Annotated in this window: 23 protein-coding genes; 16 read left to right on the top strand and 7 right to left on the bottom strand. The window is 43.2% G+C overall.

Features of this window, described 5'->3' with window-relative positions; genetic code table 11:
• Positions 1-5 precede the first annotated feature (5 nt).
• Complete coding sequence (locus ABIB39_RS03515; protein ID WP_354427348.1) at positions 6-830, bottom strand: glycogen/starch synthase; 825 nt, start codon at positions 828-830, stop codon at positions 6-8.
• 155 nt (positions 831-985) lie between these two features.
• Between ABIB39_RS03515 and panC the strand changes: the two genes are divergently transcribed.
• The 7 genes from panC (at position 986) to ABIB39_RS03550 (ending at position 8,545) form a co-directional block, all read left to right on the top strand.
• Positions 986-1,837: a pantoate--beta-alanine ligase gene (panC, locus tag ABIB39_RS03520; protein WP_354427349.1), complete on the top strand. Its 852-nt coding sequence runs from the start codon at positions 986-988 to the stop codon at positions 1,835-1,837.
• Between the two features lie 93 nt (positions 1,838-1,930).
• The gene (gene panD / locus ABIB39_RS03525; RefSeq protein WP_354427351.1) at positions 1,931-2,281 is read left to right on the top strand and encodes an aspartate 1-decarboxylase; all 351 of its coding nucleotides are present in this window, start codon (positions 1,931-1,933) and stop codon (positions 2,279-2,281) included.
• A 105-nt stretch (positions 2,282-2,386) separates the two neighbouring features.
• A complete protein-coding gene (locus ABIB39_RS03530) occupies positions 2,387-4,027 on the top strand; it encodes a hypothetical protein (protein WP_354427353.1) in 1,641 nt (546 codons plus the stop codon).
• Between the two features lies 1 nt (position 4,028).
• Positions 4,029-4,514 carry a hypothetical protein gene (locus ABIB39_RS03535; RefSeq protein ID WP_354427354.1) on the top strand — a complete coding sequence of 162 codons (486 nt, stop codon included), beginning with the start codon at positions 4,029-4,031 and terminating at the stop codon, positions 4,512-4,514.
• Between the two features lie 93 nt (positions 4,515-4,607).
• On the top strand, positions 4,608-4,790 hold the full coding sequence (locus ABIB39_RS03540) for a sterol desaturase family protein (protein ID WP_354427355.1): 183 nt from the start codon (positions 4,608-4,610) through the stop codon (positions 4,788-4,790).
• A gap of 161 nt (positions 4,791-4,951) precedes the next feature.
• Positions 4,952-7,768 carry a carbamoyl-phosphate synthase large subunit gene (gene carB, locus ABIB39_RS03545; protein WP_354427357.1) on the top strand — a complete coding sequence of 939 codons (2,817 nt, stop codon included), beginning with the start codon at positions 4,952-4,954 and terminating at the stop codon, positions 7,766-7,768.
• 120 nt (positions 7,769-7,888) lie between these two features.
• Positions 7,889-8,545 (top strand): acyl carrier protein, encoded by a 657-nt coding sequence (locus ABIB39_RS03550; RefSeq protein WP_354427358.1) that lies wholly within the window; start codon positions 7,889-7,891, stop codon positions 8,543-8,545.
• 113 nt (positions 8,546-8,658) lie between these two features.
• On the opposite strand, the gene ABIB39_RS03555 is transcribed toward ABIB39_RS03550, so the two are convergent.
• Complete coding sequence (locus tag ABIB39_RS03555; protein WP_354427360.1) at positions 8,659-9,123, bottom strand: DUF4920 domain-containing protein; 465 nt, start codon at positions 9,121-9,123, stop codon at positions 8,659-8,661.
• Positions 9,124-9,233: 110 nt separating this feature from the next.
• On the opposite strand from ABIB39_RS03555, the gene rnhB reads away from it, so the two are divergent.
• The 4 genes from rnhB to ABIB39_RS03575 are packed head-to-tail and all read left to right on the top strand — an operon-like array spanning position 9,234 to position 12,986.
• Positions 9,234-9,869, top strand: a complete 636-nt coding sequence (gene rnhB, locus ABIB39_RS03560; RefSeq protein WP_354427362.1) for a ribonuclease HII — start codon at positions 9,234-9,236, stop codon at positions 9,867-9,869.
• Positions 9,870-9,908: 39 nt separating this feature from the next.
• Positions 9,909-11,102: a glycosyltransferase family 4 protein gene (locus ABIB39_RS03565; RefSeq protein WP_354427363.1), complete on the top strand. Its 1,194-nt coding sequence runs from the start codon at positions 9,909-9,911 to the stop codon at positions 11,100-11,102.
• Between the two features lie 54 nt (positions 11,103-11,156).
• Positions 11,157-12,236 carry a glycine cleavage system aminomethyltransferase GcvT gene (gene gcvT, locus ABIB39_RS03570; protein ID WP_354427364.1) on the top strand — a complete coding sequence of 360 codons (1,080 nt, stop codon included), beginning with the start codon at positions 11,157-11,159 and terminating at the stop codon, positions 12,234-12,236.
• 30 nt (positions 12,237-12,266) lie between these two features.
• Entirely contained in the window at positions 12,267-12,986 is a 720-nt protein-coding gene (locus ABIB39_RS03575; RefSeq protein WP_354427366.1) for a 2-phosphosulfolactate phosphatase, read from the top strand.
• On the opposite strand, the gene ABIB39_RS03580 is transcribed toward ABIB39_RS03575, so the two are convergent.
• Positions 12,973-13,884: a DUF4349 domain-containing protein gene (locus tag ABIB39_RS03580; protein ID WP_354427368.1), complete on the bottom strand. Its 912-nt coding sequence runs from the start codon at positions 13,882-13,884 to the stop codon at positions 12,973-12,975. The two genes, ABIB39_RS03575 and ABIB39_RS03580, sit on opposite strands and share 14 nt — an antisense overlap.
• A 115-nt stretch (positions 13,885-13,999) precedes the next feature.
• Entirely contained in the window at positions 14,000-14,326 is a 327-nt protein-coding gene (locus ABIB39_RS03585; protein WP_354427370.1) for a nucleotide pyrophosphohydrolase, read from the bottom strand.
• A gap of 111 nt (positions 14,327-14,437) precedes the next feature.
• Between ABIB39_RS03585 and pdeM the strand changes: the two genes are divergently transcribed.
• From pdeM to ABIB39_RS03605, 4 genes are all read left to right on the top strand, one after another.
• A complete protein-coding gene (pdeM, locus tag ABIB39_RS03590; protein ID WP_354427372.1) occupies positions 14,438-15,103 on the top strand; it encodes a ligase-associated DNA damage response endonuclease PdeM in 666 nt (221 codons plus the stop codon).
• Between the two features lie 84 nt (positions 15,104-15,187).
• Positions 15,188-15,622 (top strand): CBS domain-containing protein, encoded by a 435-nt coding sequence (locus tag ABIB39_RS03595; protein ID WP_354427374.1) that lies wholly within the window; start codon positions 15,188-15,190, stop codon positions 15,620-15,622.
• A 73-nt stretch (positions 15,623-15,695) separates the two neighbouring features.
• Positions 15,696-17,651 (top strand): beta-galactosidase trimerization domain-containing protein, encoded by a 1,956-nt coding sequence (locus ABIB39_RS03600; protein WP_354427378.1) that lies wholly within the window; start codon positions 15,696-15,698, stop codon positions 17,649-17,651.
• A 37-nt stretch (positions 17,652-17,688) separates the two neighbouring features.
• Positions 17,689-18,966 carry a DUF3472 domain-containing protein gene (locus ABIB39_RS03605; protein WP_354427380.1) on the top strand — a complete coding sequence of 426 codons (1,278 nt, stop codon included), beginning with the start codon at positions 17,689-17,691 and terminating at the stop codon, positions 18,964-18,966.
• A gap of 1 nt (position 18,967) precedes the next feature.
• On the opposite strand, the gene ABIB39_RS03610 is transcribed toward ABIB39_RS03605, so the two are convergent.
• Both ABIB39_RS03610 and ABIB39_RS03615 read right to left on the bottom strand, forming a co-directional pair.
• Entirely contained in the window at positions 18,968-21,559 is a 2,592-nt protein-coding gene (locus ABIB39_RS03610) for a DUF3857 domain-containing protein (RefSeq protein WP_354427382.1), read from the bottom strand.
• Between the two features lie 223 nt (positions 21,560-21,782).
• The gene (locus ABIB39_RS03615; RefSeq protein WP_354427384.1) at positions 21,783-22,196 is read right to left on the bottom strand and encodes a VOC family protein; all 414 of its coding nucleotides are present in this window, start codon (positions 22,194-22,196) and stop codon (positions 21,783-21,785) included.
• A 201-nt stretch (positions 22,197-22,397) separates the two neighbouring features.
• Here ABIB39_RS03615 and ABIB39_RS03620 point away from each other — a divergent pair, with 201 nt between their 5' ends.
• Positions 22,398-24,605 carry an ATP-binding protein gene (locus ABIB39_RS03620; RefSeq protein WP_354427386.1) on the top strand — a complete coding sequence of 736 codons (2,208 nt, stop codon included), beginning with the start codon at positions 22,398-22,400 and terminating at the stop codon, positions 24,603-24,605.
• Positions 24,606-24,652: 47 nt separating this feature from the next.
• Here ABIB39_RS03620 and ABIB39_RS03625 read toward each other — a convergent pair whose 3' ends face one another.
• A complete protein-coding gene (locus ABIB39_RS03625; protein WP_354427388.1) occupies positions 24,653-25,219 on the bottom strand; it encodes a biliverdin-producing heme oxygenase in 567 nt (188 codons plus the stop codon).
• Between the last annotated feature and the right edge of the window lie 107 nt (positions 25,220-25,326).

The raw sequence follows: 25,326 nt of genomic DNA on the forward strand, positions 1-25,326 counted from the left end.
AAAGCTTAAGCAACATCCACCAATTGTTCGTTGGTGATTTCTTCGTAAAAATTGTAATAATTTTCGAAATCAGAAGTGGAAACGTATTCCATTACCGATTTATTGCTGTTTTTAACATTATTTAACACATCGGCATCAATATCGGCACTGCCTAAAACAATACCATCGCTGTAATGGATAGCACCCGCATACATGGCTGTATTGGTACCTTCTTTGTAAACTTCAGTATTAGCTTCGGTCATATCGCCCATTATGGCTTTACGTGCAAAATCATCATCCATTTTTTCCGTAAACTCATTTCCGTAGATTGAGTAAACTACTTTTGAATTTTTGAATGTAGGGTCGTCTTTGTACGTTGTCTTTAAATAAGCAGGCACCAAAGCACTCATCCATCCGTGGCAATGGATAACATCCGGCGCCCAGCCAAGTTTTTTAACAGTTTCTAATGCACCCTTGCAGAAGAAGATCATACGCTCGTCGTTATCGGCATAAAATTTACCGTCTTTGTCGTTGAAAACGTGCTTGCGTTGAAAATACTCTTCGTTATCTAAAAAGTAAACCTGCATGCGTGCTGCAGGGATAGAAGCTACCTTGATGATCAGCGGATTATCATTATCATTAATAATGATGTTCATCCCTGATAAACGGATAACTTCATGTAAACGGTTCCTGCGCTCATTAATGTTCCCAAAACGTGGCATCAAAATGCGGATCTCGAAACCTTTATCCTGCATAGCTTGCGGAAGTTGGCGCGTTATCTCAGCAATTTTTGTTAATTCGAGAAAGGGAGACATTTCATGAGTTATGAACAGTAGTTTTGATTTACCCATCACTAATCTATTAATAAATGTATAAGAAGTTCAAAAAATTTGAGTGTGCAAATATAAGCATTATTATATGAACTGGCAACCACTTGTGCAACAGCGTTTGGTAGTTTTTAAGTAATTGTACACCTTTGCCAAATTTTTGCAATCTTTATTTTAGTTTGAAAACATTTATCACCCGCAAGGATCTTCGCGAATATTTATCTGAACAGGGCACCGTAACTATTGGCTTTGTGCCTACCATGGGCGCGCTGCACAATGGCCACCTGTCGCTTATTGCGCAGGCAAACCAAGCCAATACAATTAGCGTATGCAGCATTTTTGTAAACCCCACCCAGTTTAACGACCCTAAAGACCTCGAAAAATATCCCCGCCCTATCGAGGCCGATATGGCCAAGCTGGAGCAAGCCGGTTGTGATGTTTTGTTTAACCCCGGGGTTAACGAGATGTATGACGATAATGAGCAATGGCATTTAGACATTGGGCAACTTGAACATTTACTGGAGGGTGAATTTAGGCCCGGCCATTATCAGGGTGTTATGCAGGTGGTATTTAAACTACTTGATATTGTAAAGCCAACCAACCTGTATATGGGCCAGAAGGATTACCAACAGTTTATGGTGGTGAGCAAAATGATAGAGTTGATGCACATCCCGGTAAGTATGGTGATGTGCCCTATAGAACGAGAAGCCGACGGCCTTGCCATGAGCTCTCGCAATGTGCATTTAACTGCCGAAGACAGGCAATACTCACTCATTTTATCAAAAACACTTAACTGGGTAGAAGCCAATTTCGACGATCACAATATCGAGGCATTACAAAAACAAGCCATGGATAAACTGACAGCCGAAAATGGTGTTGAGCCAGAGTACTTCAGGATAGTAGATGGCGAAACGCTATTACCTGCTAATGAGGATACCAAAAATATTGTTGCACTAACTGCCGCCCGCGTTGGCAAAACAAGGCTGATAGATAATGTGATTATTAAATGGGTAGTAGTTAACGGTTCATAGATCATAGAACCGTCATACAGATATTACAAACGCGAAACATTACCATGAACTATCAACTATGAACCATCAACCAAATATTCCTACCTTTGCACCATGATTATTGAGGTATTAAAATCAAAGCTTCATCGCGTTAAGGTTACACAGGCCGAATTGAACTACGTTGGCAGTATAACCATTGATGAAGACCTTATTGACGCGGCTAATATCATCCCGAACGAAAAGGTGCAAATTGTTAACAATAACAACGGCGCCCGTTTCGAAACCTATGTTATAAGGGGCGAACGTGGCAGCGGTACCATATGCCTTAACGGCGCGACGGCAAGGTTAGCCCAGGTTGGCGATATCGTGATCATCATGTCATACGCATACATGGAGGCTGATGAGGCCCGTGCTTACGAGCCAATTCTTATTTTCCCGGATGCTAATAATAAGTTAATTAAGTAAACCTTTTAGCGAATATTTCATCCGTGTTAAAAAAAGTTAACGGGATTGCTTTTAAGTTTATTAATGTGTTATATTTGGATGTAATACATACCAAATTTATCACAAATGAAAAATTATTTCTCGCGGTTTGCTGAGCGGCATTTAGCATTTACTTTTTTTCTGCTCTCACTTTTTATTGTTGTACTTGTTTACAGCTGTAAAAAAGAAATTACAACAAGTACAACCCCTTTAGATAATACAGTGCAATCTATAACTATAAAAGAAGCAAAAGCCTGGTTCGAAACAAACGCCAAGATCAACAAACAATCTTCACAAGCCACCAATTCTTTAAACGACCGTAAGTGGAATGAAGGAATTAACCTTGACTGGAACAAACCCGATGTTTACAGCAAATTCAAAGGTAGCTTTGTTGAACTACCCCTCGTTAACAGTTCCGTAGTATTTGCTTTTGACCGCACCAACGCGAACGGCATTACACAACAGAACAACTATACTAAAACGTCTTTCATCGTACAAAAAGATAGTTTAGGTGTATTTAGGGGCTGGTACATGGTTTTAATAGCAGATACAGCTTTCATAAACGGAAATTTCGCCCGGTTAAACCTTAATACTTATAAAAGTCACGATAAAGACTTCAGCGGCAGGCTGCTCTATTATACTGCGCAGGGTGAATTCCTTGCCGGATGGCGGTATGAAAAAGGCATTATCACAAATACGCTATCGGTTACATCCGGTATACCGGCAACACCTTCTAAGCAAGTTAACTCAAAGCAAGATATTAACGTAGCCCAGCTTTGTTATTCTCAACCTGTGGTAACAACAACGGCCAGCTGTTTTACCAATCCTGCTACGGGAATGTATGATTGTACTTACACTTATACGACCAGTTATATTACCCAATGCTATGACGTACCAGATGGTGGTGGTAGTGGCGGTTCAGGCGGTGGCGGTAGTGGCGGCGGCGGCACAAATCCCGGCGATTTTCCTCCCCCGCCTCCCCCTAACCCATGCCCGCCGGTAGGTGGGGTAGCAATTGTAGGCGGTCAGCATGTTAACTTGGTACCTGGTGGTGGTGGAGGTGGCGGAACCAATCCGTGTACGCCAGTACCGCCACCGGAGGATCCTTGTGATAAAATCAGAAAACAAAAAGCCAAAGCGGATCTTAAAACTCAATTAGCAGATTTGAAAAGTAAACTTAATCTTAACTATGAAACCGGATATTTAAAATCAGTGGGTACTGTAGCACAATATCGGACGGGAACACCAAACACATTGTCTTGGGATGCGCCTCAGCCGAGCAGCCTTGCAAATGCATCTTTAGAATACATTGTTCATAGCCATTATGCGGCTCAACTTTCGTTGTCAACTTTTAGTAATTCCGATATAAATGCATTTTTTCAATATGTCCAACAAAACAAAGTTGCAAATAAAGATAGTTTCAGTTTTTCTGTGATTACAAGTCAGGGAACAACGTATTCTATGATGATTGGTGATTATCAGAAATTCACGAGTGCATTTACCACGTATTTTTCAGATCAGTTAGGAAGAGATTTGTTTGATAATATTTATAATAACTACATTAAGGCGGGCAATACGACCATTCAAAATGAAACTAATCTTTTAAGTATGATTAACACTCTAAATATGGGGATTTCTGTTTTAAAAGCCAACACTGATTTTTCAAACTGGGTGGTTGAATCTTACGATCCTATTACAAATACTATAACTTTAAAAAATTGTAACTAATATGAAAAATTTCTTAATAGTATTGTCAGTTTTGTTTTGCAATTGTGCAAACGCACAGTTAAAAAACTTAGAATTAACTCAAGGTAAATACCTCGAAAACCCCATAAAAAATGATTTTTCAGGTAATTGGAAATCAGCTGGTAGTGATTTTAAATTAAGCATTGCCAACGAGAAGAAGCAAATTAAGCGCGGCACAATAGATATCTATGTAGATTTCCTAAATGTAAAGGTCACACATTTTATCAAGGGAGGGTCGCAAATAGCAAATCGTTTTACGTTAGATATGTCTTTAATTTCAGTGGGTAACAATAATGAATTTTCAGGAACCTACAGGGATGAAGTTTCAGGGAATAATGTTAAAATTAATTTGAAGCGGATTAGCAGTAATGAATTATTATTTACATCAAGTCTACCAGAAATCGATTTCACTAATCATACTGAAAAAGGGAGTGTTTTCCCCAAATTGGTTACTTTGTTTAAAGACTAATATGAAATAAGGACTATTATATTAGGCGAGTTTTTCTACCATACCAATATTAAAACACCTAAATGGATAGGCTATATTTTTTAACGGCCCGAGATGCACCGCATCCATCACGAGTATAATAAACACACCAGTAATTACGGCGATATAGTGTGGTGGGACATGCTTTTTGGCACATACAGCAACCCAAAAGAATTTACAACATCGTGTGGATTTGACACAGATAAGGAGTTACGATTGGCAGACATGCTTAAGTTTAAAGATGTACACAAATGTTAATACATGTTTTTACAAATTTAACTACCCAAATACCTGCAAAATGCTATCTTTGCACCCCGACGCTGAGGTCGGGATTTTTCGCCTTTCAGCGCATAGGATTTATGTGAAATGGACCATCCATTTTTACTTTTGAATTTTAACTTTTTGACTTAAAAAGCCCTATGCCCAGAGATACTTCCATCAAATCCGTTTTAATTATTGGTTCGGGCCCTATTATTATAGGCCAGGCGTGTGAGTTTGATTATGCCGGTTCGCAGGCTGCCCTTTCGTTAAAGGATGAAGGCATCACCGTATCCATCATCAACAGCAACCCCGCCACCATCATGACCGATAAGGTTATTGGCGACCATGTTTATCTGCTACCGCTTAACGTGGAAAGCCTTGAGAAAATACTCATCGAACAAAAGATTGACGCCGTGCTGCCTACTATGGGTGGCCAAACCGCGTTAAACCTTTGCATCGAGGCTGATGAGCAAGGCTTATGGAAAAAATACGGGGTTAAAATTATAGGGGTTGATATAGCCGCCATAGAGAAAACGGAGAACCGCGAAGCCTTCCGCCAGTTAATGGTGGATATTGGCGTTGGGGTGGCTCCTTCAAAAATAGCCAACTCGTTCCTGGAAGGTAAAGAAGCCGCGCAGGAAATTGGTTTCCCGCTGGTAATTCGCCCAAGCTATACCCTTGGTGGTAAAGGCGCGGGCTTTGTACATAAAAAAGAAGATTTTGACGCTGCTTTAAGCCGCGGTTTGCAGGCATCGCCAACCCACGAGGTTTTGGTAGAGCAAGCCGTTTTAGGCTGGAAAGAATACGAATTAGAGTTATTGAGGGACGGTAATGATAACGTTATCATCATCTGTTCTATCGAAAACTTCGACCCGATGGGCATCCACACAGGCGACTCGATAACTGTGGCACCGGCCATGACCCTTAGCGACCGCTGCTACCAGGAGATGCGTAACCAAGCCATTAAAATGATGCGCGCCATTGGTAACTTCGCAGGTGGCTGTAACGTACAGTTCTCGGTTAACCCGGCCGATGAAACCATTATCGCTATTGAGATAAATCCACGCGTATCGCGCTCATCAGCATTAGCATCAAAAGCAACAGGTTACCCCATAGCTAAAATAGCTGCAAAGCTGGCCATAGGTTACAACCTTGATGAAATAGAGAACCAGATCACCAAAACAACGTCGGCTTACTTTGAGCCAACATTAGATTACGTGATCGTGAAGATCCCCCGCTGGAACTTTGACAAATTTAAAGGCGCTAACCGCGAGCTTGGCCTTACCATGAAATCGGTAGGCGAGGTTATGGGCATTGGACGCAGCTTTATAGAGGCTTTACAGAAAGCCTGCCAGAGTTTGGAGATTGGACGTGCCGGCCTTGGGGCCGATGGCCGCCAAAGCCGCAACCTGGACGAGATCATGCACAGTCTGGAGCATCCAAGTTGGGACAGGTTGTTCCATATCTATGATGCCATGAGCCTGGGTGTACCAATTGAATCTATCCGAAAGGTAACAAAAATTGACCGCTGGTTCCTGAACCAGATCCAGGATGTAGTGAACATCGAAATAGAACTACGCCGCTACTCATTAAATAATATCCCCGAAGATTTCTTCTTCACCCTTAAACAACGTGGTTTTTCGGATACCCAAATTGCCTACGTTTTAGGTAATGTAACCGAAGAAGATGTTTATCAGCGCCGCAAAGCACTGGGCATAAAACGTGTTTACAAAATGGTGGATACCTGCGCGGCCGAGTTTGCTGCGAAAACGCCATACTACTACTCTACTTACGAAGGCGAGAACGAATCTATCGTATCTGATAAAAAGAAGATCGTCGTATTGGGATCGGGCCCTAACCGTATTGGCCAGGGTATCGAATTTGATTACAGCTGTGTGCATGGTTTATTAGCCGCTAAAGAAAGCGGTTACGAAGCCATTATGATCAACTGTAACCCTGAGACTGTATCTACCGACTTTAACATGGCCGACAAGCTGTACTTCGAGCCCGTTTTTTGGGAGCATGTACGCGAGATAATCGACCTGGAGAAACCGGAAGGCGTTATTGTTCAGTTAGGTGGCCAAACCGCCCTTAAAATGGCCGAGAAGCTGCATGAGCATGGCATCAAGATCATCGGTACATCATTCAATGATATGGATGTTGCTGAAGACCGCGGCCGTTTTAGCGACCTGTTGAAAGAATTAGAGATCCCTTACCCTAAATATGGTGTTGCAGAAAGTGCCGAAGAAGCACTGGTTGTTGCGCACGAAGTAGGCTACCCGGTGTTGGTGCGCCCAAGTTACGTACTTGGCGGCCAGGGCATGAGCATCGTGATAAACGATGAGGACCTGGAGAAATCTGTGGTAAATCTGTTGAAAAATTTACCCGGTAATAGGGTATTAATTGACCACTTCCTGGATCGCGCTGCCGAAACTGAGTCAGATTCTATCCACGATGGCGAGGATGTGCATATCATTGGTTTAATGGAACACATTGAGCCTGCCGGCATCCACTCGGGCGACTCATTCGCGGTATTACCACCGTTTGATCTGAGCGATAACGTGATCAGCCAGATGGAAGAATATACTGCCAAAATAGCACGTGCGTTAAACGTTCGTGGCTTGCTAAACATCCAGTTCGCGGTTAAGGAAGATAAGGTATTTGTGATTGAGGCAAACCCGCGTGCATCACGTACGGTGCCATTTATAGCTAAGGCTTACGATGTGCCGTACATAAATATTGCCGCCAAAGTAATGCTTGGCGTTAACAAACTAAAAGACTTTACCATTGAGCGCAAGCTTAAAGGATATGCAATAAAAGAGCCTGTATTTTCGTTTGATAAGTTCCCCGAGGTTGAAAAACAACTGGGCCCCGAAATGAAATCGACCGGGGAAGCGATAAGGTTTATACCCGATTTGCAGGATCCATACTTCAGGCACCTGTATAAAGAAAAATCAATGTATTTGAGCAAGTAATTTAAAACTGGCACCGGTTTTGAATTTAATATTAGCGCCCCGGGTTTTCGCGGCGGCTAAATGGTTTAATTTAGTACTATAGGATTGAAAGTTAGTTTAAAAAATACACCGGTCGTTAATTTGAATAATATCGATCCGGAGGATGTAAGTGATGTTTTGTTAAAGATCGAAAGATCGTTCAATATCCGATTCGCAGACGAAGATCTTAAACACATAAAAACTTTTGGCGCCCTGTGCGACATGGTTGTTGACAAGGTTAAACAAGTACAGGGCGAAAGTTGCACCACGCAACAGGCTTTTTATAAATTGCGTAATGCGATCAACGCTAAAAAACCGATCGAGAAATGCGACCTCAAACCACAAACTAAGCTTTGTGAGCTTTTCCCGCGCGATAACCGTATAGAGGTTGTTGCCGACCTGGAAGACGAAATGGGTTTACATATGAACCTGCTGCGACCAAAACCGTTGGTAATATGGGCATTTGCCATAGCGCTGGTGGTATCTGTAACCGTTAGTTTTGTATTTGGCATTGTTGGTTACATAGGTATGGTGATCTCTATTACCGGCTTGATACTGGCAGGTAAATTTGGCCGCGAACTTAAGGTAAAAACCCTTGGCGACCTGTCAGAAAAAATCGCCCGTGAGCATTACCTTAAATGCCGACGTAATGCCCAAACTGTTAACCGTGCCGAAGTAGCCGAAAAAGTAAAAGAATTATTCGCCCACTACCTTCATGTCGAACCGGCTTCTTTAAGAAAAGAAGCGAGGTTTGCTTAAGTAGGTTGAAAGCGAAAAGAATAAAGCGAAAAGCTTGTGAATAGCGATGGGTTTAGGCCTATCGCTATTTTTGTTTTATCGTATCTCTTAATGATACGCGGGGACAAGCTTCCCTACCTGTCTACCATTAACCCCGAAACTTCGAAAGTGATCCTTGTTTTTGGGTTAACCTTTTCCCGGTGCTGTTTACTGCCTATTACCGTATCGCCGGCAAAGTGCTGCATATCATCGGCCGTTAAAATGCGCTGGGCTACTCCCTGTATAATTACGCCCCGGCCTTTTAATTGGGTTGGCAGGGTAATGTCATAGTCTTTAAAATGCGCAGCTATAATCTTACCCCCGCCCGCATCCATTTCAAACCAGCCGCCTTTTTCTTTGGTAACCCGTATGAGTGTCCCGGTAAGCGCGGTGGTTTGCCTTATCTTTTTACCCATAAATGCTTCTATGTTATTAGCGGGCACAGGCGCTATGTGGTTGGGCTTGGTGCCAAATACCATTCCATGCGGCAGGTGCACGTGCTTTTGAGCAAAGCAGCTTATCCCGCAAAAAATAAAAATGACGAATACTAATTTCTTCATTACGCTGTTTTAACATTTGTATTAGTTGTTAGTTTGCCCCTTTTGATTTTAGCGGTTATTTTTCAACAGCAATTGGGCGCGGGCCAATTATTTTAAGATATTTGCACAGGGTGAAAAAGAGCGAACGGGTTTTATTAGCAAGGTACCAGCACGAGTTTGTTGAAGCCGGATGTGACGAAGCCGGTCGTGGTTGCCTTGCGGGGCCTGTATTTGCGGCCGCAGTAATTCTCCCCCGTGATTTTGACCACCACCTGCTAAACGATTCTAAGCAATTAACCGAAGAAACCCGCTACCAGCTCCGTATAGAGATAGAGGAAAAAGCCATTGCCCATGCCGTTGCCTGGTGCGATAATATCGAAATAGACGAGATCAACATCCTCAACGCGTCATTCCTGGCCATGCACCGCGCTATTGATAAGTTACTTTGCATCCCACAGTTTTTAATTATAGATGGTAACCGTTTCAATAAATACCGAGATACCCCACACCACTGTATTGTGGAGGGCGATGCCAAATATTTCAGCATCGCGGCAGCATCTATCCTCGCCAAAACTTACCGGGACGATTACATGAAGCAGATAGCCCTGGAACACCCGGAATATGAATGGCATAGCAATAAAGGCTACCCAACCATCAGTCACCGTAAAATGGTGCTCCAACACGGGCATACGCCATATCACCGTAAAACATTTAAAGTAACCCAGCCGGGTATCCCTATTTTTGACGAGATAATTGTTAAAGCCTAAAGGGTTTAATACCTTTACAGCAACCAACTGACCTTTGTTTTGAGGATATTAATACTAACCCACCGCACGCCGTTTCCGCAGAATGGTGGTTACCCTATTGTGGTAGGCAATACCATAAAAGGTTTGGTAGCGCTTGGGCACGACGTTACCCTGATATCCCTCAACGTAAAAAAGAACAGCGCCCCCCGTGAGCGCGATGAGCTACTTGAAAAGATTAACTATACCGAGTACGATATCGACACCCGCGTAACCATGATAGAGGCGGTGAGCAACCTGTTTACTAATAACTCTTACAATATTGATAAGTATTATAATGCCGGCTTCGAGAAGCTGCTGTTTAGGAATTTAACAGACAACAAGTACGACATTGTCCAGTTAGAGGGGATATTTGTGGCGCCCTACCTGGATGTGATTCGCAAAAACTCAAAGGCAAAAATAATTTTCAGGGCGCATAACATCGAGCACCAGGTTTGGCAAAAGCTGGCCCAGCAAAAAAGTGACCCGTTTAAACGCTGGTATCTGCAGCTACTTGCCCGCCGAATCAAAAACTACGAGTTGGAGTTGCTAAATAAGTTTGACGGCATAGTAGTATTTACCGATCAGGATAAAACATCCATGCTGTCATTCGGTACTAAAATACCGTTAACGGTTTTGCCTATCGGGATAGACCTTTCGCTATATAAACCCGACCACAGCAAAGAAGATTTCCCAAGCCTGTTTTTCCTGGGCTCGCTGGATTGGCTGCCCAACCGCGAGGGCATAGAGTGGTTTATAGATAATTTCCATAAAGACCTAATCGACGGCGACCTGAAAGCCAAGTTTTATGTAGCAGGCCATAACATCCCCGAGCGGTTTGATGATTATGAAGTGCTGGGGAAGGTGTTCATACATGGCGAGGTTGATAATGCACTTAAATTTGTGAACAGCAAATCTATCATGATCGTTCCGCTGCTATCCGGTGGCGGCATGCGGGTAAAAATTGTGGAGGGTATGGCAATGGAAAAATGCATCATCTCTACCACCCTTGGTGCTGAAGGGATCAATATCCAGAACGGTAAAAATATTATTATCGCCAACAATACCGACGATTTCCATCGCGCCATGAAAAGATGCATTACCGACGAACATTACTGCCGCGAAATTGGCCGCAACGCGCGCCGCCTTATAGAGCAGCAGCACGATGTGAATACCATTACACAACAGCTTGCCGATTTTTATCAATCAATTATATAAACTACCCGCGTACTACAGCTATTTTGCTATTTTTGCCGTGATATAATTTTCACCATGAAAAATACAGCGTTAACACAAATACATACCAATCTGGGTGCTAAAATGGTGCCTTTTGCGGGCTACAATATGCCCGTACAATACGTTGGCATAAACGCCGAACACGATACCGTGCGCAAGAGCGTAGGTGTATTTGATGTGAGCCACATGGGCGAGTTTATTTTGAAAGGCGAAAAAGCACTTGACCTCATCCAGCGTGTTACCAGCAACGATGCATCGAAATTATATGATAGCAAGGTGCAGTACTCTTGCCTGCCAAACGAAGACGGCGGCATTGTAGACGACTTGTTGGTTTACCGTATGGACGAGAAAACGTACATGCTGGTTGTAAACGCTTCAAACATCGAGAAAGATTGGAACTGGATCAGCAAATTTAACACCGAAGGTGTGGAGATGAAGGATATATCAGACCGTACATCTTTACTTGCGGTACAAGGCCCTAAAGCTGCAGACGCTTTGCAAAGCTTAACAGACATCGATCTGGCTTCGATGGAGTACTATACCTTTACCAAAGGTAAATTTGCGGGTATTGATAATGTGGTGGTTTCTGCCACGGGTTATACCGGCGCAGGTGGTTTCGAGATCTATTTTGATAACGAGCACGCCGAATTTATCTGGAGCGAGGTGTTTAAGGCCGGTGAGCCGTTCGGTATCAAACCAATTGGTTTGGCAGCGCGTGATACCCTGCGTTTAGAGATGGGCTTTTGCCTTTATGGTAACGATATTGACGATACCACTTCACCTTTAGAAGCAGGCCTTGGCTGGGTTACCAAATTCAGCAAAGCATTCACCAATTCTGAAGCGTTACAAGAACAAAAAACCGCTGGTGTAGCGCGCAAACTTATCGGGTTTGAAATGGTAGACCGCGGCATCCCACGCCACGATTACCAGATAGTTGATGCCGACGGAAATGTTATTGGTAAAGTAACGTCGGGTACCCAATCGCCATCATTACAAAAAGCAATTGGCCTGGGTTACGTTAAAAACGAATTTGCCAAAGAAGGAACCGAGATTTACATCCTTATCCGCGATAATAAAGTAAAAGCCCAGGTTGTAAAGCCACCGTTTTATAAATAGAGGGGCTTCGCCCTTTATTACAATTACCCAATGACTGCGAAAGCTTTAGACGTTTGCCTTTCTCCTGCCTTAATTCCGCTGTATAACGTTTCGGATTATATTGTGGTAGTTATAGATATTTTCAGGGCAACGTCGTCTATCTGTTACGGGATAGAAAACGGTGCGGATGCTATTATCCCCGTATCTGAAGTGGAAGAATGCGCCGCTTACCGGGAGAAAGGGTTAAACTACCTCATCGCCGCCGAGCGCGATGGTAAAGTGGTAGATGGTTTTGATTTTGGCAATTCGCCCTTTTCTTACACTGCCGAAAAGGTAGCCGGCAAAACAGTTGTACTTACTACCACCAACGGTACACACGCCCTGCATTTATCGCGCAGCGCAAAAAAAATAGTAATAGGTTCCTTTTTAAACTTAACTGCCCTTTGTAACTGGTTAAAAACACAGCAGGAAAATATCCTATTGGTTTGTGCCGGGTGGAAAAACAATTTTAATCTGGAAGATACTCTTTTTGCAGGTGCAGTTATCGAGCAGTTAAAAGGCAACGGCTTTATGCTTGATGACCCGGCAATTGCAGCTAATGACCTTTTCCAGATAGGCAAAGCCAACATCGGCCAATACCTAAGCAAAACATCGCACGGCGAACGACTCAAAAAATTAGGCATCGAAAAAGATATTGACTTTTGCCTGCAGGTTGACCTTACAACCGCCATCCCTGTTTTAGAAGGCGAGAAGTTGGTTAGGCTTGCTTAGCAAGTCTTCTTTTTCCTCTCCATTTTTTTATCCATATAATCAGCACGGCTATTATCAGCAGTAGATACCAACCTGATAATAAACCCAAAAACAGGCTTTGTAAAGATTCCCATCCACTTATTAATGCGCTTTTAAGCTTATAACCAAAGCCATTACCTGCGGCAACCTGCTCGGGCTGTTTGGTATAAAATGTAATTGTTAACGAGCTATATTCAACCTGTTTGCTCATATAATTCAACTGGCCTTGGGTGGCCTCAATGTCACTGCGGATCTCGGTCAGCTTTTCCTCAATGTCCAACAGGTCGCGCATTTTACCCGCTCGGTTTAGCAAGTTCAGATAACGTTTCTCTAATTGTAACTTGTTATCCAACCGGGTTTTAGTATCTATGAATTGCGTGGTAACGTCCTTTATACGGATGTTGCGGCTATCGATCTTAGTAGCGGTTGAAGATACCGTCCCTAAAAAAGCATCAAAGCTTTTTGCGGGCAGGCGAATTAGCAACGTATATTCCTTGCTCCCTATCCCGCCATCAGTTGTTTCGCTGTCATCCTCAGCATATCCACCAAGTTGCTTCAGTGAGCTGATGATTTGCTTGCGGGTTTGGGCAACATCGTTCGTCTCAAATCGCATCTCACCCTCTTTGACGATCTTTTTCGCAACATTGATGGGTTTAGCCCTGGCAACTTGGTTTACATCAGCATTGCCAAGAGGTTCGTCAACGACTATCGGCGCCTCAAAAGCCATGCTTTTTTCTTTGGACTCTTCGTCAGGCTTTACAACAGGTGGTTGAAGACGAACCTCGGATATGGAAACAGCTTGCTCTGCGTTGTTTGATTTGTGGTTACAAGCTGTAAAGGCTACAATTACGGCGATTAGGATAAAAAAATACTTTTTCATAACAATGTAGATTAATTGGTTTAGCCAAATATACATTATTATATTTTGATTTTTAAAGTAAAACAGAATTATATTCTGTTTTACTTTCATTTATAGAATTATATAATGAAAAAAGCTATTTTAACTTCTCATTATTCTTATGCCTGTCAGCATCGCGGATGCTTTTCTTTTGCATGTTTTTCTCCAGTGCGGCGGTTAGATCGACGCCGGTTTGGTTAGCCAGGCAGATCAGTACAAATAGCACATCGGCCATTTCATCCGCAAGGTTAACCTTCTTATCTGATGGTTTAAACGATTGCTCGCCGTACTGCCTGGCCATGATGCGTGCAACCTCGCCAACCTCTTCCATGAGCATGGCGGTGTTGGTAAGTTCGTTAAAATAACGTACGCCGGTTGTTTTTATCCAGTCGTCAACCAGCTGCTGGGCTTGTTTAATTTCCATGAGGCAAGATATATTAAATTTGGAAACCTCAACCCTTAAGCCGGTATTTTAAGCTCCCTCTCCCTCGAGAGGTTGGGGAGAGGCTTTAAAACCTTTATCTTTGCCCCCGATATGACGATGAGTGCGGGTACACCTTTCTGTTTTTTAGACCAGGATCTTTTACTGTTACCACAAAAGGCAATTTACTGGACGCAAGAAAATGCACTGATAGTAACTGATGTGCATTTTGGTAAGGTGGGGCATTTCCGTAAGGCAGGAATCGCTATCCCCCGAAATATGGAGCAGGATGACCTTGCCATGCTATCCGACCTGATATACGAGCATAAACCCGCAAAGCTGATTTTCCTGGGTGACCTTTTCCATAGCGATATGAATAACGACTGGGATTGGTTTGTGCTTTGGCGCAGTCAGTTTTCAAAGCTGGAGATCATCCTGATAAAAGGCAATCACGATATTATCAGCGATAAACATTATAACGACCTGGGCATTGTACTTCATATAAAACTGGTGATGGGGCCGTTCCTGATGTTGCATCACCCACTGCCCGACCCGGAGACGAAAGATGAGGATGGCTACGTTTTATGCGGGCACATCCATCCCGGCGTAAGCTTAGTTGGCAAGGGCAGGCAAAAGGTAACGTTGCCATGCTTTGCTTTTGGGAAATACCAGGCTATACTACCCTCTTTTGGTAAATTTACCGGCAAAGTGGCTATCCTGAGCCGAAAAGATGATAAAGTTTTTGGCGTGCTTACAGATAAGGTTATCGCCATAAGTTGAACCTGAAAAATTATTATTTTAATATAACTTGTTGTTTTTCTATTAGTTATTAGTAAATTGAGGTCTCCAATAACCTGAATTTATATGAAAAGCGTAAAACACATCCTTGCCCGTAAAGGGAGCAATGTTATTGCTGTACCTGCCAAAACCACCGTTTTAGATGTACTTAAGCTGATGGCCGAAAAAAATATAGGCTCGGTAGTAGTGACCGAAGATGACCAATACCTTGGCCTGGTAACCGAACGCGATTACGCCCGTAAGATCATATTGATGGGTAAACACTCTGACGATACCACTGTTGGCGAGATTATGAGCAATGGCCTCCCGCATATTACGCCCGAATCTACCGTGGATAGCTGCATGCTGATCATGAGCGAGCGGAACATTCGTTACCTGCCGGTTTTTGATAAAGAGCAAAACCTTTGTGGCATCGTATCTATTAATGACTTGGTTTACGAAACCATCCACTCGCAAAAGGAAACCATAGAGCAGCTGCATAGCTACATCCAGTCTACATAAACCGCGTTTTAAAACCATTCCTGCTTTAAAAAGTTATTCGTTTCCGGGGGCGAATTATGCCCTATATTTATTTATGCAGTACACTTCCAAACAGCAGGCTACCCCAATCATGATAGGTGCCGAGGTTTTTATCGAGCCCGGGCAAACGCCCAAAGAAATTGACCTTTGGTTTAAACGGCTCCGGGAAGCAGGTATGGCGGTTACGCGTATCCGCCTGTTTGAGACTTATATGCATTTTGCCGATGGCAAATGGGATTTTACTTTGTTTGACGAGGCCTACAAAGCTGCTGATAAGTATGGCATTAAAGTTTATGGAAACCTGTTCCCAGCTACTGCCTTTACAGATCTGGGAGGGTTAAAATTCCCCAAGGATGAAGATCATCTGAGTGCTATCGCGCGATATGTAGAAAACGTGGTTGGGCATTTTAAACAGTTCGAATCTTGCTATGGCTGGGTGCCGGTAAACGAGCCCGGCGTTGGGCATTTCCCACAAGAGCAATTTGCTACCGATAAATTTAGAGAATGGAAAGCAGCACAGGCCGCCTTTGATTATAACAGCGGCGGATATGACCACTTTGATTTTGCAGACGAGCGTTTCCACCTTTACTATAACACCTGGTTCCTGCAATGGCTTATCAATGAGATCCATAAACACGATCCGGATAGTATTATCCATGTAAACAACCACGCCATATTCACCCACGTGGCCGAATATGATTTTACTGCCTGGCGCAGCTTTTTAACCAGCCTTGGCGGCTCGGCACATGCAAGCTGGCACTTTGGTTATTTTAGCCGTCACCAATACGCATTAGCGGTTGCGGCCAACTGCGAGATCATTCGCTCGGGAGCAGGCGAAATCCCCTGGTTTATGACCGAGTTGCAGGGCGGCAACAATACTTACAGTGGCTTTTTGCCGCTTTGCCCTACCAAAGAAGAAATAGCGCAGTGGCTTTGGATAGCTATTGGCAGCGAAAGCAAGGGCGCCATATTCTGGTGCCTTAACCCACGCTCATCCGGTATAGAAGCCGGCGAGTGGGGCATGCTGAATTATCATAATGAACCATCAGACAGGTTGCAGGCTACCACCGGGGTTATAAGCACCCTGAACGATCACATCGCATTTTTTGAGGATGCAAAAGAAGTAGCATCCGGCATCAAAATTCTTTATACCCGCGAATCACTTTGGGTAGAAAAGAAGCTACAAATGGGCGGCAAAAGCTTTGAGGGGCGCAACGAGGGTGGAGTTATGAAATCGGCAATCGCTTATTACGAGGCCTTAAGCGAGGCCGGTGTGCAAGCTAATTTTAAAGAAATAGGCGAATATGATTTTAATCAAGATAACTACACCGGGTCAGTTATTATTTTAGCGCATCAAATTTCAATTCCCTCTAAATACTGGCAATTACTGGAAGCTTTTGTACAGAAGGGCGGCAAACTAATTGCCGACGGTTTAACAGGCTATTACGACGAAAATGCTGTTGCCACTACGCGCCTTGGTTTACCTTTACGCAACTTGTTTGGGGGTGATGTGTTAGAATATAAAGCTATCGATAAAATAGAAGAATTAATTGCAGATGGCATAGCGCTGTCCGCCTACCAATGGCGCGGCGAGTTAAAAGCTACAACAGCAACCGCGCTTGCTTACCACGGCGATAACGTTATTGCCACACAAAACACCTTTGGAAAAGGAATAGTTTATTGGCTGCCATCGCTTGTAGGATTAGGTAGCCGCATCCTGGGCGATTATAATCACCTGAACATGTTCCTGGCGAAAATAGCAGATCATAGCACCTTAAACCTGCCCTTTGTTTTTGAAGAGCCGCAGAAAGGTGTATTAATGAAAGTACTAAAGAACCACGGGCACCTTGTAACCATCATCGTTAATAAAGCTGATGCCCGCCGCGAGTTTAAGCTAATTACCCAAACCCAGCGCCAACCGATGGTGATTTTTGCCAACAGCGGCGGTAAAATAGGCGGCAACCACATCAGTATAGAAGCCGATGAAACACTGGTGATAAAATGGGTATAAGTTATGTTTTATCTTAGCGTTTTCAATTCAAAGGCAAATGAAAAACTTACTGCTACTTGCTTCTATTCTATTTTTCAATAATATTATTGTTGATGCGCAATCAATAAAAGCCATCATTCCACTTGGTGGCAATGCCTGGGCTAAAGGTGGCGCCACCATTGCAGATGACGGTTTGACCAATTGGAAAAGCCCAAAAGATATCACAAGTATTTATTTTAGGGTTTCCAATCCACAAACTATTAAATTGGCCTTACGCCTGCGTGTGCCTAATGGCAATAGCGTGATAAATGTTTTTTTTGGCAAAACTGTTTTCACCAAAAAGTTTAATAATACTGCCTATGATACGGTGAGTGTAGGCAACCTATCTATCCTAAAATCAGGCTACATCAAGGTTGACCTAAAGGGGATAAGTAAAACTGGTAGCATTTATGCTGACGTTACCGATTTGATCGTAGACAGCGTAAACGCAGATAATAAACTTACCTATGTAAAACCCGGTTCATCATTCCATTTCGGGCGGCGCGGGCCATCGGTGCATTTGCGGTATGCAATACCCGATAGTATTAAAAACGATGTTAAGTGGTTTTATAACGAGATAACCGTTCCGCAAAAAATGGATGTAATTGGCTCCTACTTTATGGCAGATGGATTTAGCGGCGGATATTTTGGCATGCAGGTAAACACCCCAACTGAGCGCCGCGTGCTGTTTTCTGTATGGAGCCCATTTACTACCGATGACCCAAAAGGTATCCCCGACAGCCTGCGAATAAAACTGTTAAGCAAAGGCCCGGCAGTACATGGTGGTGAGTTTGGCGACGAAGGCTCGGGCGGCCAAAGCTATCTGCAATACCCATGGCAAGCAGGTAAAACTTATGCATTTTTATTAGAGGCCGAGCCTAATTCGACTGAAAATACAACTAACTACACTGCTTGGTTCAAAGAAAAGGGCAGCGAAAAATGGCTGCTTATCGCAAGCTTCCTTCGCCCCAAAACTAAACATTACTTGAATGATCTGTACTCCTTTGTAGAAAACTTTGAACCCGGTAATGGCGATAAGGCCCGCATGGCATATTTTACCAATCAATGGCTTGGCGATGCGCAAGGGCGCTTCCATTCTATAAATGGCGTAACATATACCGGCGATGAAACCGCCCGCAAAAATTATCGTAAAGATTACTCGGGTGGCGTAAAGGATGGCAAACTATACCTGCGTAACGGTGGATTTTTTGACGACCTGGCACCCTTAAATCAAAAATTTTCACCAAAAAACGCATATGATCCGCCTTTAATCGACTTTAAAACGCTGCCGCGATAACTTATTCGTCCTTCGTCTCTTCTTCTATCTGTTCTGTTTCGGGTAGCGCAGTTACGTTGGTATCAAACACATACTTATTTACCGGGTAAGGCACAATAAAAGTTTTTTGTACCCGCGTGCTTTTTATAAAATAGGGGATCCAAATGGCGGCGGCAACCATGGCGCGCATAAGGTCTTTACCATCTTCGGCTCTTACATCAACACCTGTGTTCTGCAACAGAATATAGTCTACAAATTGAAAAACTACAAAATAGGCATATAAGCCAATTACCAGTTTGGGGAATATATCACGACGCTTTATTAGCAAGAAGAAACAAAAACTTGCATAGCATATCGAAAATACATTTCCTAAAACCTCGAAGGTTAAAGCTGCATTATACCAATATTTTGGCATGCCGGGTAGTGTTATACCCCACCTGTTTAGGCCAAAAAAATCATTAGTGACCATGCCGCCAAGTATTAAAATGGGCGTGAGGCAAAGCCCTATAGCAACCAAGATAAGCCAGCCGCCAATTTGTGGCTGATAGCGCCAGTGCAGGTTTGCTGTACAATTGGTTTTGGTACTGTAAATTCGCCTGCCCAGAAAAACCAGCCCTGATGCAAATAATACTACTGCAATAAGCATCCAGTAATTTAAACGGAACGGAACCTTGGTAACATCCGGCGTGTAAGTGAAACTGTAGGACAGTTCATCATCAGCTATTTTTTTAACGTCGTCGCGGGTTTCATCCAGCTTATTTACGGGTATAAAATCCTTAAGAAAAGAGAGGGTGTAATTTAACGACAGGGTATCATTGTCTGTTGATGATTGTGACTCAAAGTGGTAAGCATCACGTTTTACTTCGTTATGTTCATTCTCTATGTTCCATCCATTGGGCATTACAACCTGCATGGTGTAATCAAGATTAAACGGGAAAGATAAAGCTACGGGGCTTTCTGCCTTGTTAGGTATAGCGGGTAGCTGTTCGTTTATAGTGTTTGCAAAAAAGCCGGCGGTAAACTTCCCTTCTTCTTTGCTTTTTTTCAATAGCCCGGTTATGCGGTAATGCTCAATGGTGGTAACTTTGTTGTTTTCTTCATCATCAATAACCGTAAGGGAATCGCTCTGCTCAATTTTGGGATGTATTTTTGTATAATAAGCCAGATAAGCTTTTTCGGTTTCGCTCATGCTGGATGACGCCAGCCTGTCCCTTATTTTATCCGCCTCGTTTAAGGTGTAAACACTGGTAACCACTAAAGGCACCATGGCGGTTTCGTCATTTATCGTATAACGCTCCCTGATCTGGATCTTACCGGCCTTTGCCGGCGCGATATTCGTCAATTTATCGTTGCCGGGTTTTAGTATCAGGCCTTTGCCGTAATTAGGGAAATATAGATTTGTACCTGTGCCGCGCTGGTATGACATGGTGGCATCAGCCCACACTTGTTTATTGTTTACCATAGCAGCAACAACAGCATGGTTAAACGCATTGGGCGATGGGATAAACTTGTCTATTTCGCCATTGATCCCCGAATTTACCAGTACCATTTCGGCATCAATGCCCCCTTCTCGTAAAATCGAAGCCAGTAACAATGATTTATCCTTACAATCTCCGTAGCGTTGGTTAAATACCCTTTCAGGAGAGTTTGCGCGGTGCGAATATTCGCCCAACTCAATACCCATATAACGCACCTCGTCTTGCACCAGTTTAACAGCGGCCCTAAAATACTTCTCCTTATCCCCTTTAGTGGCAGCTTTAAGTTCGGTAACCTTGGTGGCAAGCTTGCCACTAACAATTGGTAATACCGGGTTAACTTTTAATGCCCAATCGGTAACTTCTTTCCAACTGTTGTAATCGCTTACCTGTATGTACGCGTAATTGTTGTACCAACCGGGTTGGTTATCAAAATAAGGCGCCGGTAATACCTGGTAGCTGGTCCACTCATAGTTGGTAAGGCCATTTTTGGCAGATATTGCCGCCTGCGGCGCTTTGTTAAAATATTTGAAATAGAGCTTGTGCGCTGGAGATACCAATATCGATTTATAAACCTGCGCAAACGGTGTTGTGGACTGGAAATACAAGTCCCTGAAAAATTTATTATTAAAGATGGGGTTGCGGCCTGTAATGGTATAAGAATATTCAATTTTATCACCTTTGCGGATGTCATCTAAAATGCAATATGCCGAGTAACTGCCCTGATAAATAAATCGCGACAGTTCTTTTTCGTCGGCTATAATTTTAAATGCTTTGGCAGATAAACGGCTTATGGGTTTGTTATTACGCCAAACGGTAACATCATGCACATCAAGCCGTTCAAACGTCGGGTCGAACCCGATGGTGATGGACGAACCATTTTGGATGCCCGCTTCCGAAACTATTTCTTTAACGATATGCGTATAATCGGCCTGTTTTTCAACGTTTATCTGCTCCTCAAAAACCTGGTAAAAATATCCGTTGGTAATATCCCTTGATGCCACCTTTTTATCATAAGCTTTATATGTGTTTAGCCATCCCGGTTTTGGCGAGATATATAATCGCGGCGTAGCAGCATGTGAAGCGCCGGCAAACAATACAATAAATAAGGTGATAAAGCGGATAAGTCCCTTTTGCATAAGGCTATGAAAATAAAAAAATCAAAGCATACTTGCTTTGATTTTTTGTGACTTTTTTAGAATAAATATGCAGTCAACTATTCGCTATGTTTTCTTTTCGCGCCAAAGCAATTTCTTCGTCTTCCTTTATGCGGTAATGCACAATGCAGGTAACCAGATCAATCGGCAGTGGTTCATCTAAAGGGACTTACATGCCCATAGGATTAGGTTAATACTAATTTTTTTATTTAGGCATTTTGCTCATATCCATAAAAAGGGCGTTCCAGCGGTGGCCGTCAGGGTCGGCAAATGCACAGCCGTACATCCAGCCTTGATTCTCTGCTGGCGGGGCAAATACATTACCACCGGCAGCGGTAACTTTTTTAGCTACTTCGTCCACTTCTTCGCGGCTTTCGGCACCAAAGCTGAACATTACCTCTGTAGCTTTTGAAGTATCAACCAAGCCGTTTTGGGTTATATTCTTAAATACATCTTCCTGGAAAAGCATCACAATGATGTTTTTTTCGCTTATTGATAGCGCAACAGATGTAGCCGTGCTACCCGGCCCATCTTTAATATCGAAACCAATCGCTTTGAAAAATTCTATTGAGCGGTCAATGTTTTTAACCGGCAGGTTCATCCATAGTTCCTTAGTCATGATATTTAGTTTTATTTGGTTAATAAATATAAGCAAATGTAAGTCGGTTTTACAATACCTTCAGGGTGTCAACGCGACCATTTGAAGGGTAGATCCCGACATCGCGCTTGAAAAGCATTCGCTATAAATTTGAAAAGGAGGAAATATCAAATATTTTTTCATATTTGTTTAAAATATTGCCCTACACTATACTGCTTGACTGTGAACATCGATCTTACAAACTGCGATAGAGAACCTATCCACATTCCCGGAAAAATACAATCTCACGGTTTTTTATTGGTTATTGATCGCGACGGATACATCTGCTTTGAGAGCGAGAACGCCGCCGAATACCTTCAACACATCCCGAAGGGTTTGTTAGGCAAACATATTAGCGCGATAGAGCATTTGGTTGGGAAAAACGAACCGCCTGATTTTATAAACCGCCTTATAACATTTGGTAAAGTGAATGGGTTTGAGCAAACCAATCCGTTTAACACCGATATTCATGGTAAACCATTCCATTTAATTATATCTACATCGGCAGATTATTACTTGCTGGAGTTTGAGCCGGCACGATCTGACAGCACTACCGAAGTACACAAACTAATAGGCCGATCCATATCAGAAATGCTGGCAGATAAAAACCTGCAAAACCTTTTAAACAACAGCGCTATACAGGTAAAAAGCGTAATAGGATACGATAGGGTGATGGTTTACCGCTTTGCCGAAGACGGGCATGGCGAAGTTATTGCTGAAGCAAAAAACGCGGAACTTCCATCGTGGCTGGGCCTGCATTACCCCGCATCAGACATACCAAAACAAGCACGCGAACTTTATAAAGTAAACTTAACACGCCTTATTGCTGATGTTAACACCGAACCATCCGCTATATTAACCGCGGCGCATAATTCGGTGCCGCTTGATATGACCAATTCGCACTTGCGGGCCGTATCTCCTATCCACATCCAATACCTCAAAAATATGGGGGTGTACTCCAGTTTTAGTATCTCGCTGATCTACAAAGGCGAGCTTTGGGGGTTGATAGCCTGCCATAACTACTCGCCAAGATTTATAGACTACCGTTCGAGGGAGTCGGCTAAACTGATTGGGCAAATACTATCGTCGGCACTTGAGTTTAGGCAGGATGAAGAAAACCAGCAGCTACAGGAACGCTACAAGAGCGCGGTTGACCAGTTGAGCAGGCTGATGCTGAAAGACAATAATATCGACTACGCCCTAACCGGCCATGCCGTTACTGTCCTTAACGCGGTTGATGCGACAGGTGCCGTACTGCTATTTGAAAATAACATCACCCGCCTCGGCAAAACTCCCGAACTGCCACAAATAACCAACCTGGTTCACTGGATAAAAAACAACGTTGCCGAGACATTTTACTATACCGATAAACTACCCGCCGAGTTCCCTGAAGCAGCTACCTATCGCGATGTGGCATCCGGAATAATGGTAACCGTCCTGTCCCGGGAGATGGGCGAGTACGTAATATGGTTTAAGGCAGAACAATTACAAAAAATTAATTGGGCGGGCAACCCCGAGAAACCTGTTATCATTGATATAAACAACGGACTTGCGCATATATCGCCACGTAATTCTTTCGACGAGTGGTCGCAAACGGTAACGGGTATTTCACAAAAATGGAGTAACGAGGAGGTTAAATCGGTAGTGCGTTTACGCAGCGAGATAACTTACGCCATTAACCAAAAGGCCGGTGCCATTCGCCTGTTGAATGAAAAGCTAAAACTGGCTTATGAAGAACTTGACACCTTTAGTTTCACGATATCGCACGATCTTAAAAATCCGCTGTCAACCATAAAAAGCTTCGCCCAGATCCTACTGCGGGATAAGGATATGAAGCCGCAATCTGTAAAAATTTTAGAGCGCATAAATAACGGTGCCGATAAGATGAATACCATGATCAACGAGGTACTCGATTACTCGCGCATAAACCGCTCTGATGTGGTTTTTACAGAGATAGACCCTACGCAGATGATTCACGATACCGTGCGCGATCTGCTGCTTGTGCATGGTGTTGATGACGATTGTGTGCACATTGGCAACACCCCCAAAATACAGGGCGACCGGGTAATGATATCGCAGGTGTTTGCAAACGTTATCAGTAACGCCATCAAATATTCAAGCAAATCAAACCCGCCAAAAGTAAGCATACTGGGTACCGAGAACGAGAATGAAGTGACTTATACCATTACGGATAATGGCCTTGGCATCGATATTAAACACCTTACAAAAATATTCGAGCTGTTTAACAGGCTCGACAATGTAGGAGACATTGAAGGATCTGGCGTGGGCCTTGCTATTGTAAAGCGCATTGTAGAGAAGCACCGCGGCAAGATCTGGGTGGATAGCGAACTTGGTCTGGGTTCAACGTTTAATATCTCGTTTAAGAAATAAGCAATTTTGATATTGTATCGGGGGGGGGTGAATAACCCGCCCAGCAATTAAGCTTTATTTTTTTCAAACCACTCGCCAAACTTTAAGAACGTTTGATTGGCGGCGGCAATAATAACGGCTTCCTGCTCGGGGTTTTCAGCCTGTTGGTTAAGCGCATCTTTAAAAGCGTCCCACATGGCTACAGTATTATCGCCATAACCGGTAAAAAACGACATCCCTTTATTGCCCAATCCCAATTGCTGCTGCATCATCTTGCTGATGATCTTACCTCCCAGGGTCGATCCTTCTATCACATATAATGCACCAAGCGCTTCTAAATGGTTGGTAATGCGCGGCAGGGAGTCGCCATTTGCTTTGGCAGGCACTTCACCATCCAGGTTGGTAATATCGTTGGCAATGGCTTGCGTTTTACGGCGGTCATCATTATCCGGCAAAAGGGTTTTGTTTATCGACCGCTCAATTTTTACTTCTAATCCGCCAAAGTAACCGTAAAATAATTTTAACAGATTAATGTACTCCTGCGCTGATCTGATGGCCTTTAGGTTACCTACAAGTGCCTTTTCTAATATCTGGTGATTTGTCTTGGTTTCCTCTTTTAATTTATCTGATAGCATAGATGTTGGGGTAGATGGTAGGATGGTAAAATTAATAAATGCCTAATTACTTAAATGCTTGTTATTTAAAATAATATTATCTACAATTGTGTACCAATGACACAATA

The organism is Mucilaginibacter sp. UYP27 (assembly GCF_040547175.1).
In the GTDB taxonomy this organism is placed as follows: domain Bacteria; phylum Bacteroidota; class Bacteroidia; order Sphingobacteriales; family Sphingobacteriaceae; genus Mucilaginibacter.